Annotated in this window: 14 protein-coding genes; 5 read left to right on the forward strand and 9 right to left on the reverse strand. The window is 45.2% G+C overall.

From position 1 onward, the window contains the following. The first annotated feature begins 25 nt into the window (after positions 1-25). Both P8629_RS00415 and P8629_RS00420 read left to right on the forward strand, forming a co-directional pair. Positions 26-688 carry a class I SAM-dependent methyltransferase gene (locus P8629_RS00415; RefSeq protein WP_278163424.1) on the forward strand — a complete coding sequence of 221 codons (663 nt, stop codon included), beginning with the start codon at positions 26-28 and terminating at the stop codon, positions 686-688. 77 nt (positions 689-765) lie between these two features. Then, complete coding sequence (locus tag P8629_RS00420; protein ID WP_278163426.1) at positions 766-2,118, forward strand: alanine/glycine:cation symporter family protein; 1,353 nt, start codon at positions 766-768, stop codon at positions 2,116-2,118. Between the two features lie 39 nt (positions 2,119-2,157). Here P8629_RS00420 and P8629_RS00425 read toward each other — a convergent pair whose 3' ends face one another. The 5 genes from P8629_RS00425 to sdhC are packed head-to-tail and all read right to left on the reverse strand — an operon-like array spanning position 2,158 to position 5,705. Next, on the reverse strand, positions 2,158-2,421 hold the full coding sequence (locus P8629_RS00425) for an FAD assembly factor SdhE (protein WP_278163428.1): 264 nt from the start codon (positions 2,419-2,421) through the stop codon (positions 2,158-2,160). Beyond that, entirely contained in the window at positions 2,421-3,143 is a 723-nt protein-coding gene (locus tag P8629_RS00430) for a succinate dehydrogenase iron-sulfur subunit (RefSeq protein ID WP_278163744.1), read from the reverse strand. The genes P8629_RS00425 and P8629_RS00430 overlap by 1 nt, the downstream gene beginning before the upstream one ends. Positions 3,144-3,153: 10 nt before the next feature. After that, on the reverse strand, positions 3,154-4,944 hold the full coding sequence (gene sdhA, locus P8629_RS00435; RefSeq protein ID WP_278163430.1) for a succinate dehydrogenase flavoprotein subunit: 1,791 nt from the start codon (positions 4,942-4,944) through the stop codon (positions 3,154-3,156). 33 nt (positions 4,945-4,977) lie between these two features. Next, complete coding sequence (gene sdhD / locus P8629_RS00440; RefSeq protein WP_278163432.1) at positions 4,978-5,328, reverse strand: succinate dehydrogenase, hydrophobic membrane anchor protein; 351 nt, start codon at positions 5,326-5,328, stop codon at positions 4,978-4,980. Further along, positions 5,310-5,705 (reverse strand): succinate dehydrogenase, cytochrome b556 subunit, encoded by a 396-nt coding sequence (sdhC, locus tag P8629_RS00445; RefSeq protein WP_278163434.1) that lies wholly within the window; start codon positions 5,703-5,705, stop codon positions 5,310-5,312. The genes sdhD and sdhC overlap by 19 nt, the downstream gene beginning before the upstream one ends. Before the next feature lie 488 nt (positions 5,706-6,193). On the opposite strand from sdhC, the gene P8629_RS00450 reads away from it, so the two are divergent. From P8629_RS00450 to P8629_RS00460, 3 genes are all read left to right on the forward strand, one after another. Beyond that, the gene (locus P8629_RS00450) at positions 6,194-7,006 is read left to right on the forward strand and encodes a formate/nitrite transporter family protein (protein ID WP_278163436.1); all 813 of its coding nucleotides are present in this window, start codon (positions 6,194-6,196) and stop codon (positions 7,004-7,006) included. Between the two features lie 63 nt (positions 7,007-7,069). After that, entirely contained in the window at positions 7,070-8,791 is a 1,722-nt protein-coding gene (locus tag P8629_RS00455) for a bifunctional protein-serine/threonine kinase/phosphatase (protein WP_278163438.1), read from the forward strand. A 106-nt stretch (positions 8,792-8,897) separates the two neighbouring features. Next, entirely contained in the window at positions 8,898-10,574 is a 1,677-nt protein-coding gene (locus P8629_RS00460; RefSeq protein WP_278163439.1) for an acetolactate synthase large subunit, read from the forward strand. Here P8629_RS00460 and P8629_RS00465 read toward each other — a convergent pair. The 4 genes from P8629_RS00465 to P8629_RS00480 form a co-directional block, all read right to left on the reverse strand. Further along, positions 10,566-11,345 carry a zinc-dependent peptidase gene (locus tag P8629_RS00465; RefSeq protein ID WP_278163441.1) on the reverse strand — a complete coding sequence of 260 codons (780 nt, stop codon included), beginning with the start codon at positions 11,343-11,345 and terminating at the stop codon, positions 10,566-10,568. The two genes, P8629_RS00460 and P8629_RS00465, sit on opposite strands and share 9 nt — an antisense overlap. A gap of 33 nt (positions 11,346-11,378) precedes the next feature. Further along, complete coding sequence (locus tag P8629_RS00470) at positions 11,379-11,720, reverse strand: DUF4389 domain-containing protein (protein WP_278163443.1); 342 nt, start codon at positions 11,718-11,720, stop codon at positions 11,379-11,381. A gap of 87 nt (positions 11,721-11,807) precedes the next feature. Further along, positions 11,808-14,135, reverse strand: coding sequence for a carbamoyltransferase HypF (gene hypF / locus P8629_RS00475; protein WP_278163445.1), 2,328 nt, complete (start codon positions 14,133-14,135; stop codon positions 11,808-11,810). Between the two features lie 10 nt (positions 14,136-14,145). After that, entirely contained in the window at positions 14,146-14,718 is a 573-nt protein-coding gene (locus tag P8629_RS00480; protein WP_278163447.1) for a HyaD/HybD family hydrogenase maturation endopeptidase, read from the reverse strand. Between the last annotated feature and the right edge of the window lies 1 nt (position 14,719).

The following is a 14,719-nucleotide window of genomic DNA, read 5'->3' on the forward strand; positions in this document are numbered from 1 at the left end:
AAAAAACCAACCCATTCAAAGGAAGTTGACAGCTTCGCCACATCAACACACAATAGCCATAACTCAACATATTGATGAGACGGGAGATGAATGCATGTGGGATGAACGATATAGTGCAAATCACTACATATACGGTACAGAACCGAATGAGTTTTTACGACAGAATGTTGAGACCATTCCGCGTGGAGAAGTTTTATGCCTTGCAGAAGGTGAAGGCCGTAACGCCGTTTTTCTTGCCAAGCAAGGATATCAGGTCACGGCTGTTGACAATTCTTTAGTCGGAATCGCCAAAGCTCGGAAGTTGGCGCAATCTGAAAATGTCTCAATCCAATTCATCCACGCCAATTTAGCGACCTTTAACCTAGGTGAAAACCGTTGGGATGGCATCATCTCTATTTTCTGCCATTTACCGGAATCCATCCGTAAACCGTTACATCAGAACATCACCACCGCTTTAAAACCTGGCGGCATTTTTTTGCTGGAAGCTTATACCCCCAAACAACTGGAACACGAAACCGGCGGCCCCAAAGATACCAGTTTAATGATGTCGAAAGCGTTACTTTTGGAAGAGCTCAACGGCATGTATTTCAAACACCTGGCCGAACTGGAACGTAACATTGAAGAAGGCACGCATCACTTTGGAATCGGGGCAGTGGTGCAGGCAATTGCCGAAAAACTGAATACCTGAATAAATGCACCTGGTCGTTTAAATTCGGTTCAAGGGTAGGTATCATAACGACCAAACTTTAATCAACGGTGAATCATGTGATCAATGACTGGGTAAATGCATTTGTTGGCTTTATTTGGGGCGTCCCCATGCTGATATTATTGGTCGGCGGAGGTCTCTGGTTCACGCTGTACGCTCGTCTACAACCCTTTCGCTATTTCGGTCATAGCTTAGCATTGCTCACTGGTCGTTATGACCGCCGCTATGCTCAAGGTGACTTAACCCATCGACAAGCCTTATCTGCCGCCTTAGCCGGAACGCTGGGACTGGGAAATATTGCCGGCGTTGCCTTAGCGATTAGTGCTGGTGGCCCCGGAGCGATTTTCTGGATGTGGGTCACTGCGCTCGTGGGTGTATCAACTAAATATTACACCTGTTCGTTAGGGATTATGTACCGTGGTCATGATAGCTTAGGCCAACTGCAAGGCGGGCCGATGTATATCGTTCAGGAAGGGTTAGGAAAAAAATGGCAAGCATTGGCGGTTTTATTTGCCGTTGCCGGATTGTTCGGCACCTTCCCGTCTTTTCAGGTCAATCAATTAGTTGAAGTGATGCGTACCCAAACCCTCACGGAAGACTGGGTCAACCAAATTCCTTTTTTCAGCTGGGCTTTCGGTATTGGTTTAGCGTTACTGGTTGGTTCCGTGATCTGGGGCGGGTTACAACGGGTGGCGCATTTATCGGTGGCTTTGGTACCGACTATGGTCATCGGTTACTTGCTCATTACGATTTGGATTTTAGGGCAACATGCCAGCGACATTCCGCATTACTTTCAACTCATTTTCAGCGAAGCCTGGCAACCCAGTGCACTCAGTGGCGGATTACTCGGCGTGATCATTGTCGGTGTCAGCTGCGGGGCTTTTTCCAATGAAGCGGGCATCGGTACCGAAGTGATGGCACACAGTGCCGCCAAAACCAATGAACCGATTCGAGAAGGATTGGTTGCCAGCTTAGGACCCGTTATTGATACCTTAATCGTTTGTAGTTGTACCGCGCTGATTATCATCGCCAGCAACGTCTGGCAAGATGCAGAAGGTATCCAAGGTGTTCAAATGACGATGCTGGCTTTCAATCAGGAATTGGGGCTCTTTGGTGAGATCTTTTTAGCGTTGATGGTACTGGTTTTAAGCCTGACCACTATTTTCACGTTTTGGTATTACGGCAGTAAATGTTTCAGTTTCTTGCTGGGTGCAGAATATGCTGATTTTTACAAATACCTCTATTTGGGTATGATCGTCGTGGGCGCGGTGATGTCGATGGAAGTCATCTTCAACTTTATGATTGGCATGTATGGCTTGATGGCCATTCCAACCATGGTTGCCACCTTACTGCTGGCACCGAAAGTCAACGCTGCAGCCAAAATCTATTTTGCTGAATTGGCGAAAAAATAATAGCCAGGCCTGGTCATTATTCGCCGGTAAAAAAAAGAATCAAGGACTTTTTAAATACGTCTGTCGAATGCGTTTAATCAACTCTTGATAAGGTTGTGGCGCGTCCGTTGGGGTCATCAACCAATGAAATAAATCCTGATCATTTTCCGCCACCAATATTGATAACTCATGCAGTGCTTCGGGATCAGGATTTTCGGCCAAAAGATCTATGTAAGCCTGCAGTAAAAGTTCCGATTCTGAATTTCCACGTCGACAATTGAGTCGAATGGCTTTTATTTTCGTCGATAAATCAAAATTGTTCATTAATCCACTTGCTTCTTCAACATCATTGACTTCAATTCATTAATCGCCTGACTCGGGTTCAACCCTTTCGGGCAACTCGCGGTACAGTTTTGAATGTTACGGCAACGAAACGTTTTGAATGGATCATCCAATTCTTCCAAGCGATCACGCGTGGTAATGTCTCGACTATCAACCACAAAACGCTGTGCCGCCAATAATGCGGCGGGGCCATGAAATTTATCCGGGTTCCACCAAAAAGACGGGCAACTGGCCGAACAGCATCCACACAAAATACACTCATAACTGCCATCCAACTTTTCGCGCTCTTCCGGTGTTTGTAGGAGCTCATGGTCCAAATCAATTGACACACCGTCCGGCACTGGTTTTAAAAATGGATCAACGGCATGGTAATGTTCATAGAACTGTGCCATATCAATCACCAAATCTCGAATCACCGGCAACCCGGGTAAAGGTCGAATTTTTATTGGCTGCCGTAATTCTGAAACACGTGTGATGCAACTGAGTTTATTGTCACCGTTGACATTCATGCCATCTGACCCGCAAACCCCTTCTTTACAAGAACTCCGAAACGTCAGACCCGGGTCTTGTTCTCGTATTTTCTCCAAGGCTTCCAGCAACATCATGTCGTGTCCGACCAACGCATCGTCTAGCTCATAGTCTTGCAGATAAGGCTCGGCATCTATCTCAGGGTTGTAACGATAAATGGAAAACAACATCTCTATCTCCGACAAATTAATAAACACGTGCTTTAGGTTCAAATCCTGGCACAGTTAAAGGCGTTAGACATACAGGCTTATAACGCAACTGATGTTTTTCTTGAAAATACAAACTATGCTGTAGCCAGTGTGCGTCATCGCGTTCTGGAAAATCCACTCTTGAATGGGCGCCACGACTCTCTTGTCGCTCAATCGCGGAATGCACTGTGGCATACGCCAACGTCATCAGGTTTTCCAATTCAAATGCTTCCAGCCTTTCTAAATTAAACGCCTGACTGTGGTCTTGCAACACTGCTTGTTCAATCCGTTGTTGAATCGGTTCTAATTGCTCAATTAAGGTGGACATCGATTCCTGATTTCGAAAAACGCCACACCCTTCCTGCATCACCTGTTGTAAATCGCGTTTAATTTGCGCCGTAGACTCTGATGCATTCTCAGAATCTTGTTTCGTTTCCCATTTATTCAGACGCGCTTCCACCGCAGATAAATCCAATGTTTTATCAAAAAAACTGGACGGTTTTTGCAGCTGCAAAATGCGTTCGATTTCGCTTGCAGCAGCGCGGCCGAATACCACAATATCCAATAACGAATTCCCACCCAATCGATTCGCTCCATGAACCGACACACAAGCACACTCTCCCACTGCATATAGTCCAGGCACGGTGACGGACTGACCACTGCCGTCCAACGTCACCACTTGACCATTAAAATTGGTCGGGATACCGCCCATCATGTAGTGTGCCGTGGGGTAAACCGGAATTGGATCGTTACACATATCCAACCCCATAAAGGTCAAACCGATTTCTCGAATGCCGGGCAAGCGTTTTTTAATCACCTCGGCATTCAGATGCGTTAAATCCAGCAACACATAATCTTTGTTCGGACCGCAGCCACGCCCTTCTTTCACTTCAATGGCAATGGCACGAGAGACCACATCGCGCGATGCCAAATCTTTTACATGCGGGGCATAATTGACCATAAAGGCCTCGCCGTTGCCATTACGCAATACGCCGCCTTCCCCTCTGGCCGCTTCCGACAACAACATGCCTTTATCGGCGACCCCAGTCGGATGAAACTGCCAGAACTCCATATCTTGCAATGGCAACCCGGCGCGTAGCACCATCGCCAGACCATCACCGGTATTAATCTTGGCATTGGTATTGGTTTTGAACAACTGACAGGCACCGCCGGTTGCCATCATCACCGCATGCGCTCGCAACAATTGATATTGCCCAGTTTGGATATTCATCACCACCATGCCACCAATATGCCCAAGCTCATCTTTGACCAAATCAATGGCAAAAAATTCATCAAAAAAAGTCGTGCCGGTTTGAATATTCTGTTGATAGAGAGTTTGCAGAATGGCATGCCCAGTGCGATCGGCCGCAGCACACGTCCGTGTAGCCTGACTTTCTCCAAAGTTCCGGCTTTGACCACCAAATGGACGCTGGTAAATCTTGCCTTGTTCGGTTCTGGAAAACGGGACGCCAAAGTGCTCTAACTCTCGCACGATTTCCGAGGCTTCTCGGCACATGAATTCAATCGCATCCTGATCACCCAGATAATCGCTCCCCTTGATGGTGTCGTACATATGCCAGTGCCAGTTGTCTTCGGTTAAATTGCCTAAGGCGGCGTTAATGCCGCCTTGTGCCGCCACAGTATGAGACCGTGTTGGAAATACTTTTGACACCACCGCCACTCGTTGGTCGGATTTCGCCAGCTGTAAAGCCGCTCTTAATCCCGCGCCACCTGCGCCGATGATAATGGCATCGAAATGAAAGGTATCCACGTTTTCTAATGAAACCATGCGTTACACTCGCTTAATTTGAATAAAAATGATTTAACGTATCAATTGAAACATGAGGTAAATTAATTCCGCACTTACCCATAATAAAACGCCACCTAATACGACTAAGCCAAGTACCGTAAACCGGCGTGGAAGATAATCCAACAAAATATCACGCAGTCCGATCCAGCTATGCACAATCAACAGTCCTAACGCTAGAAAAGTCGGTACCCAAAATTCAGCTTGTAACAGATGGGACTGAAACAAATCATAGCTTTCAAAAGAATGGTTACTGAGATACAGCACACTAAAAGGAAAATAAAACAGCAAATAATAGGCACTGATACGTTGCCATAGATGTGCTCTCAAACCTGTTAAGAAAGGCATCATAACCAAATCTCCCACAACAATCCTACGGCACCGATCACAAACCCCAATAGCATTATCCTGCCAGAGAGTTGGCTTCTTTCAAGATGAGACAGCAAGCCACCCAGATTATGCTCTATCACCAAATGCCGCATCCCACTCAACCAATGAAACCAAAGACTGATACTTCCAAGACTCAATACCGATTGTCCTAAGGGATGCGACAGCAAGTTCAGATTTTGTGCATATGCATCAGGATACAACACAAGATTGTGTAGCCAAATCAATCCCAGTAAAAAAGACAGCAGTAATAAAACACCAGTAATTCGATGCAAAATCGAAATAATCGCATTGAGAGGGAAATGAAACTTGAACAGATTCAAGTACACAGGTCTGTTGTCATGCCGTGGGTACATTAGAAATCTCCCGCTTACTTCTATAATTAGACTGAAAAACAGGCGTTTTTCTAAGCCTGAGTATACGCTTTCAAACGATGCCGGCAAATAAAAATTACCTAACCCCGTATCACAAAAATTGAACTAGGGGGTCTTTGTTGACGTCTAAAACGGTCAGGCCAGGCTGTTTTTAAATTATTGTTTTTTGGTGCAAAAAATTATTTTTGGTGCAATTTATAAACCACGTAAGCTAAGCAAAAACCCGCATCGCCTATTCTAAAGGGCTTAAAACATTTTGGCACAGTTATTTCTTTAAAACACATAAATTGATTTAAGAGTAATGACGCTCACAACAAACGGACTATACCAACCAGTAGTCCGTTTGCTGTGGGCGTTTTTTTTGCCTTCCTTTTGAAGACTCTAAATGAATTTTCGGTTTGGCAAGCGTAGAAAAACGGCTTTCTAATCAGCTTGTCAAAGTGTTACATGTTTATTTAAGGAATAACAAAATGTCTTATTTAGAACCGAATGAGTTTGTCACCAAAATGGTCGATTCCGGTGAATCCAAAATATATATGTCGACCAAAGATACTGTCATCCGCGCATTTATGGCTGGTGCGGTGCTGGGTCTTGCAGCCATCTTTGCCATCACTGTCGCGACAAAAACCGGCTCTCCATTATTGGGAGCGGTTTTATTCCCAGTCGGATTCATTATGCTCTACCTGATGAAATTTGACCTGTTAACCGGTGTTTTTATGCTGGTACCACTGGCCATTTTAGACAAAAGACCCGGCGCCACCATGAATCAACTGCTGCGGAACTGGAGTCTGGTATTCATAGGAAACCTCTTGGGTGCCTTGACCGTGGCATTCATTATGTCCTTTGTGCTGACCTTTGGTTACAGTATTGATGGCGGTGCCATTGCCGAAAAAGTCGGACACATTGGTGAAGCCAGAACTCTCGGTTATAAAGAACATGGACTGGAAGGCTGGTTAACCATCTTCATGCGTGGCATGTTATGTAACTGGATGGTTTCAATGGGTGTGGTTGGCGCTATGATTTCAACGTCGGCAACCGGTAAGATATTGTCGATGTGGATGCCAGTGATGCTCTTCTTTTTCATGGGCTTTGAACATTCAATTGTAAACATGTTCCTATTCCCATTCTCAATGATTATGGGCGGTGGTTTTACAGTGTCTGATTACCTACTTTGGAATGAACTGCCAACGGCGTTAGGTAACTTGGTTGGCGGTATTTTATTTGTCGCTCTACCACTTTACTACACGCATGTTAAAACCAGTCCAGAGCGTAAAATCGGTTAATCTTCCAACTTAATTAAGGGAAAAGGCCTCTGTTTTCTACAGGGGCTTTTTAATTTAAAGACTATGGAAAATACTCTCAACATCAGTATCGGACAACACAGTGATAAAGGTCGTAAACCCATCAACCAAGATTTCTATGGTGTTTACACGCCCAAAGAGCCCTTGCTTAGCACAAAAGGCATCTCGATCGCTTTGGCAGACGGGATCAGCAGCAGCCAAGTAAGTCAAGAAGCCAGTGAATCCGCAGTGAGTAGTTTTTTAGCAGATTACTATTGCACATCAGATGCCTGGTCAGTCAAAACGTCAGCCTATAAAGTTCTTTTAGCCATTAATGCTTGGTTACACGCTCAGACACGCAGCAGCCAATATCGTTTCGACAAAAACAAAGGCTACGTTTGTACCTTCAGTGCCCTAATTTTGAAATCCAATACTGCCCACCTATTTCATGCCGGTGACAGTCGTATTTATCGATTGAACGAGCAAAACTTGGAACAACTGACCGAAGACCATCGTATGGTCGTTTCGGAGAATAAAAGCTATTTGAGCCGAGCGCTCGGGGTTCATGACTATTGCGAAATTGATTACCAAAGCTTTCTCATTGAGGTTAACGACTTATTCATCTTAGCCACCGACGGCATTTATGAGTTTGTGGAAGAAAACCAAATCATCAAAATCATTAACCACCATTCGAACGACCTGGACAAAGCAGCAAAACTGATTTTAGATACGGCCTATGAGCATGGTAGCGATGATAATTTAACCATTCAAATCGTCCGGATCGACAGCTTACCAAGTCGTAATAAAAGCGAACTTTATCAACAAATTAACCACTTGCCCTTTCCTCAGCAGATTGCCCCACGCACTGAAATGGATGGTTATCACATCTTGCGAGAAATCTATATCAGTAGCCGCAGCCATGTCTACTTAGCAGAAGATATCGATACACAACAACAAGTCATTATTAAATTGCCCTCGGTTGAAAAACGTTCTGATACACACTATCTTGAACGTTTTTTAATGGAAGAATGGATTGCAAGACGACTTAATAACCCCCATGTTTTAAAGGCTTATGCCCCCACCCGAAAACGTCATTATTTCTACATCACCACAGAATTTATTGAAGGCCAAACACTGGATCAATGGATGCGCGATCACCCGAAACCGGACATTGAAACCGTACGGGATATTGTCGAGCAAATTTCTAAAGGTCTCAATGCCTTTCATCGTCAGGAAATGATTCATCAAGATCTTCGACCCAATAATATTATGATCGATCAAAAGGGAACCGTTAAAATCATTGATTTTGGTGCAACGCATGTAGCAGGCCTGGCAGAAATAAACAACACTCAGCCCGAAATACTTGGTACTGCAGCCTACACCGCGCCGGAATATTTTCTGGGACAAGCAGGCACTTCGAAGTCCGACCTGTTTTCTTTGGCAGTCATTACTTATCAAATGCTTTCAGGAAAACTACCTTACGGAACAGAGGTTGCCAAAGCCAGAACCAAAACCGCGCAACGCAACCTCACTTACCGAAGCGTATTGAATGACGATCAGGAAATCCCGGCATGGATAGATGACGCTTTAAAAAAAGCACTTCATCCTGACCCTTATCGCCGTTATGGTGAGTTGTCCGAGCTCATTTTTGATTTACGTCACCCTAACCGCACATTTCTTAACAAAACTCGCGCCCCTCTGATGGAAAGGCACCCTGTTCTATTTTGGAAATCAACCAGTTTCATACTTTTTTTAATGCTCTTAGGCCTTTTAATTCACCAAAATTAGAACGCTTTTTAACTAGCTTCACCTCCTCGACAAAGGGCAAAATACTTACATTCTCTTCAAGTAATGCTATGATTCGAGTTAAAAGAACCTGAAGGGAGTTAGGTCTATGAAAGCTTCTGATTTATTTGTCAAAGCCCTTGAAGCGGAAGGAGTCGAATATGTTTTCGGTATTCCTGGTGAGGAGAATCTCGATCTTCTCAATTCCTTGAAAGACTCCAAAATCAAACTCATCGTCACCCGTCATGAGCAGGCTGCCGGCTTTATGGCTGCAACCTATGGCCGTCTTACCGGTAATGCAGGCGTGTGTCTATCTACTCTCGGGCCGGGGGCCACTAACTTAGTCACCGCTGCCGCTTACGCACAACTTGGCGCCATGCCAATGGTAATGATTACGGGTCAAAAACCGATTAAAACCAGCAAACAAGGCCAGTTCCAGATTATCGATGTGGTGGATATGATGCATCCCATCACGAAGTACAGTTGCCAGATTCAAAGCGGGCATAACATTCCTGCACGTATTCGTGAAGCTTTCCGTTCCGCCCATGCCGAACGTCCCGGCACCAGTCATTTAGAATTACCTGAGGATATCGCTGCGGAAGAAACCAATTCGGTCGTCATTCAAAAAGGCATGCATCGACGCCCTTTGGCAGAAGAAAAGGCCGTCAGAACCGCGGTCGACATGATTCAAAAAGCCAAACGCCCCCTTATTTTAGTGGGCGCCGCTGCCAATCGAAAAACAGCCGGGAAAATGCTGCGCCAGTTTATCGATAAAACCGGTATTCCTTTTTTCACCACGCAAATGGGCAAAGGTGTGGTGGATGAGCGCCATCACCTCTACTTAGGTTGCGCCGCCTTATCCGATCATGACTTTGTGCATTGTGCCATTCGCTACACCGATCTTATTATTAATATCGGACACGATGTCGTCGAAAAACCACCTTTTTTCATGAAACCAGATGGCTTTAAAGTCATTCACGTCAATTTCACCAACGCGGTAATTGACCCGGTGTATTTTCCACAAACCGAAGTAGTTGGAGACATCGGAAATGGCATTTATCAAATCAAAGAACGGATTGAACGCCAGGAAACGTGGGATTTTGATTGTTTTATACAAGCCAAACGTCTGATTGATAAACAAATTATGGAGGGTGCCCACGACGGGCGATTTCCGATGTATCCGCAACGCGTGGTGGCGGACATTCGAAAAATAATGCCGGATACGGGCATGATTGCATTGGATAACGGTATCTACAAAATCTGGTTTGCACGCAATTATCTCGCTTTTCATCACAACACCATTTTGCTCGACAACGCCCTTGCAACCATGGGAGCAGGCTTGCCTTCGGCTATTGCAGCCAAACTGGTTCACCCCGAACGCCGCGTAATGGCTATTTGTGGCGATGGAGGCTTTATGATGAATTCACAGGAAATGGAAACCGCTGTCCGCCTAAAATTGGATTTGGTTGTTCTACTGCTCAACGATAATGCGTTCGGCATGATTAAATGGAAACAAGCGAATATGGGCTTTGACGATTTCGGGCTGGATGTCGGCAATGCCGACTTTGTTATGTATGCCCAAAGTTATGGCGCACATGGACACCGCATCACAAAAGCAGACGATTTAATCCCAAAAATGGAGGCTTGTTTTGAAGCCGGTGGTGTCCATCTAGTGGAAGTGCCGGTGGATTACAGTGAAAATGACCATATTCTTAACCATGAACTCAAAGAACGTAGCCAAGCGGTATACGACAAAATGGCTGAAACGCTTAATCAATTAAGCTGATTTCCGTTTGGCGGGGTTTTGTCGGTAAAACAAAGACAACTGAGTAAACACTTTCGGAAAATGACGATGCAGCTTTTTCGGTGCGGTGAAAAAATACTCGGTGGTCACAGCAAAAAACTCTGCCGGGGAAGTTGCCGCATATTCACTAATTTCAGTGTGGTGTTGGTGCTCCAAACGTCTTTGTAAATGCTCAAATGCTTCGGTAAATACTTCTGTCCAGACTTCTCGCACCATATTTTGATGCAAAGGCGGCATGCCATTGGCACGGCCATTTAACATATCCAACTTGTGTGCAAATTCGTGTAACACGACATTGTGACCTGGAATCAGCTCGCCCATTTCTGCTTGAGACACATCCCAAGAGATGATCACCGGTCCTTGTAACCAGGATTCTCCCGCCAACACCCTGTCTTCATGTGCGACCAAGCCCATTTCGTCTGGCGCCTGTCTTACCACTTTAAATGCGCCAGGATAAACAATGATATCGACACACTCATCGTAATAATCCAACCCCAAGTTTAAAACCAACAAACAGGCCTGAGCAGAGATTGCGACGCCAATGTCGAGCGTTACTTCAAGCCCTTGGGTGCCTTTGAAGTATTTTTGATGGAGGAACAAGGTGGTCAGTTCACGTAAATGCGCTTTTTCTACTGAAGTCAGGTCATAAAATAAGGCATTATCCTGCATTAAACGATGCCAGATTTCATGCGAAATCGGATGGCGTCGTAGAATATAACGCGTGTGAAGATGTCTAAGCCATTTAAAGGCCATCTTAATTGACTGATAACACGTTAATGCACATGATTACTTTTCAGAAACATCGCTTTTCTGAGTAGATTCCTTTTCATCAGTTGCTTTTTCAACTTCAGGTGCTTGGGGCCACTCACCCATCGGATAAGGGTGTTCTTCACTGTTATAGGTGAGGAACAACAGAACTTCATATTGATAAAGGCTCAAACTTTTACCAAACCTGAGCAAATTATCATTGGTCTTGGCAGTAAACAGCACGGTCAGAAACTGTACTAACACGACAAATACAGCAACGAATTCGGCTACCCACCAAAAAACCATAAATATCACCATATACAACCCACGCATCCACACACTACGATCCTTGTAAGACTTAACTGTTTCTTCTTCGGACATGATTCTTTTCCTCTTAGCTGAAATCAGATTCTCACTTTCGATTTTACAGATAAATACGCAAAATCATAGAAAAATGATCAGGCCTGGCTATAAATTAGACGTTTTTCTGCTCGCAATAAGTTGACCCAAAGCAATCGAACCATCATTCACCGGTGTTTGCTGTTGAAAATAGAGCGGTTGCGACTTATGAGCAAAACGTTTTTCAAGTAATACCATAAGGGTTTTATTTTGGAACACGCCTCCCGTGACGATGACAGGGAGCGCTTTAAATTGATCGGCAATGTCGTCGATGATATTCACCAAGCCATTCAAGAATCGACTGACTCGCACGGAGGTTGACACGTCTTGTTGGTGATCGAGGATAAGTTGTTTAATCATCGGCTCAAAATCAATCTGGTTCTGTTTGATTCGATAGTCATAGGCATCAGTAACCACCTCGTCATAGAGGGCTTCCAGCCAAAGACCGCTTTGTCCTTCATAATTCAGTGTTTGAATAACGCCACACAAGCTGGCAACGGCATCAAACACACGCCCCATTGAACTGGAAAAAGGACTGTTTAAATTTTGTTGATACATATGATAAAACTGTTCTATTTCTTGCTCAGTAAACGCTTGGACGGTCGGCAACGCTAACCCTAAAACCGTTTCTAACGAATAATGATCGAACAACATGGCTAAAGCAACTCGTCGCGGCTGTCGGCTGGCTTGGTCGCCCCCCAACAGTTTAAAAGGCTTCACATAAAAAGCGCGTTCATAACTTGTTGTGTCTGCCACCAATACTTCCCCGCCCCAGCTAGTATGATCGTCTCCCAGCCCGGTGCCATCCCAACAAAAGGCCAACACCGGCGAGTCCAACTGATGTTCCGCCATACAGGCCAATGCATGGGCATAATGATGCTGAACGGTTGTATGAGGCAATTGGTTTTGCTGAGCAAACGCCCTTGCCCATTGGCTACTGGCATAATCCGAATGAAAGTCACTCACCACGTGATTAGGATATAGATGATGCAAGGTTTCGAAGCGTTGAATGGTTTGTTGAAAACGTTGATAAGCAGCTAAAGACCCTAAGTCTCCGAGATACGGAGACAACACCATTCGCGCATCATTCGCATAGGCCATGGCACTTTTTTGTTGTGCGCCTACTGCTAAAACCATTTGAGAACCATCTGTATCGGTATGCAAGAAGGATTGGTAGTAAGGTGCTAAGCCTCGCCCCAACCGCAACACCATTGGTTTGCCATTGATACTTTGCATAATGCTGTCATCACAAGGGTTTACGATTTCTCGGTCAACATCAAGCACCACATCGACAATGGCGCGGTCTATTTGGCAAAGTGCATCGAAAACAGTAGACGTCTCATACAAAATGGGCTCGCCACTCAGGTTGGCACTGGTAGCCACCACTGGAAAATCGATATATTGAAACAACAAATGTTGCAAAGGCGTATTGGCTAAGAACACGCCCAGCCGATTTATATTGGGCGCGACCTCACCACAAAGAGAGGAACCTGACTTTTTTTCAACCAGAACAATCGGCTTAGTATCAGATGTCAGCAAGTCGACTTCATGTGGCGTCAGGTGCGCTATTTGGTGTGCCATTTCCACATCGGCACATAAAACCGCAAACGGTTTGGCGGCGCGATGTTTTCTCTGGCGAAGCTTAACCACAGCTTCAGGTTCGGTCGCATCACATAAAAGATGAAACCCACCTACCCCTTTAAAAGCGACCAGGCCTGACGCTTTCAAACGCTGTGCCACCTTTTGAATCGCCGTTTCACCTTCGGCAATTGGCTGTCGCATAGCATCAAACAACTGTATTGTCGGACCACAGTCTGGGCAGCAAATGCCTTGGGTGTGAAAACGACGATTGTTTGGGTCATAATATTCTGTCGCACAGGCTTCACACATCTTATAAGGCCGCATGCTGGAATGCGATCGATCATAAGGCGAGTGTGACAAAATAGAATAACGAGGCCCACAGTCAGAACAATTGATAAAAGGATCATGATAACGCCGGCTATTCGGGTCATGAAATTCCTCAAGACAGCGATCACACACCGCCAGGTCTGGCGAAATTTGAATGGCCTGAGCGCCCTCGTTATTTGACTTACTGTCAATAATGGAGAAAGCCTCAAACATCGCCTGATCTACCAGTGGCACAGAGTCGGTTTCAATGCAGTCAATCACCGCTTGCTTAGGAAAAAAATCGGGTTTCTGAGTGGTGAGATATTGTTGAAATTGTTTAATGGCTTGCGGCGTTCCCTGTAACAGTACCACAACACCTTGCGTATTATTGGCGACCGAGCCAAACAGCCCTAACGACTGCGCCAGCTGAAAAATAAACGGACGAAATCCCACACCCTGGACACGGCCAAAGATGTGTAATCGAAGTTGGATAGTCTCTTCAAGAGTCAAACCATCCTCCTTAGGCGCTGGCTGAGACTTGGCTAAACTGTTCGATAATCGCATCCAAAGTCGCAGCAGTGGTGCTCGGCGTGACCGTCACGCCTAGGGTTTTCAATTGCTGAATCACGCTGTTAATCAACAACCCAATATTTTGCCGAACGGGTCGGGTCAATTCAAACGCAACGGTTTCGATGTCTTGCGGCACCATCGCAATAATTTGTACTTGGGCGATTTCACCTGCCAAAGCGCCTAATTCCAAAGTTTGCAAAACTTCTACTTCATGTGCAGTCTGTCGATATTGCCCCATGCCTTGTAGTATGTCAGAACTTAAGGAATACACTTCTCCCGGGATTTTGGCATCCCCAACACTGATGGTATCCAGCAACAATAGATAATCATAACTTTGATAATAATGAATCAAATTCATGCCAAGCGTGCCGCCATCAATCAAATCAATGGCGGGCGAAAACTGATAATTCTGCTTTAAAAACTCTGTGGCATAGATACCGATACCCTCATCGGTGAACAAAATATTACCCACCCCCATGACAGCAATGCGCGGATGACTGGAAGAAACTTCGGAAAATGCCATA

Source organism: Hydrogenovibrio sp. 3SP14C1 (assembly GCF_029625905.1).
Taxonomy (GTDB): domain Bacteria; phylum Pseudomonadota; class Gammaproteobacteria; order Thiomicrospirales; family Thiomicrospiraceae; genus Hydrogenovibrio.

Excerpts from the sequence above, each read along its gene's own strand:
- P8629_RS00480 (WP_278163447.1), bottom strand. The coding sequence starts at position 14,718 with ATGGCATTTTCCGAAGTTTCTTCCAGTCATCCGCGCATTGCTGTCATG.
- P8629_RS00455 (WP_278163438.1), top strand. The coding sequence starts at position 7,070 with ATGGAAAATACTCTCAACATCAGTATCGGACAACACAGTGATAAAGGT.
- P8629_RS00470 (WP_278163443.1), bottom strand. The coding sequence starts at position 11,720 with ATGTCCGAAGAAGAAACAGTTAAGTCTTACAAGGATCGTAGTGTGTGG.
- P8629_RS00425 (WP_278163428.1), bottom strand. The coding sequence starts at position 2,421 with ATGAACAATTTTGATTTATCGACGAAAATAAAAGCCATTCGACTCAAT.
- P8629_RS00460 (WP_278163439.1), top strand. The coding sequence starts at position 8,898 with ATGAAAGCTTCTGATTTATTTGTCAAAGCCCTTGAAGCGGAAGGAGTC.
- P8629_RS00450 (WP_278163436.1), top strand. The coding sequence starts at position 6,194 with ATGTCTTATTTAGAACCGAATGAGTTTGTCACCAAAATGGTCGATTCC.
- sdhC (WP_278163434.1), bottom strand. The coding sequence starts at position 5,705 with ATGTACCCACGGCATGACAACAGACCTGTGTACTTGAATCTGTTCAAG.
- sdhA (WP_278163430.1), bottom strand. The coding sequence starts at position 4,944 with ATGGTTTCATTAGAAAACGTGGATACCTTTCATTTCGATGCCATTATC.
- P8629_RS00465 (WP_278163441.1), bottom strand. The coding sequence starts at position 11,345 with ATGGCCTTTAAATGGCTTAGACATCTTCACACGCGTTATATTCTACGA.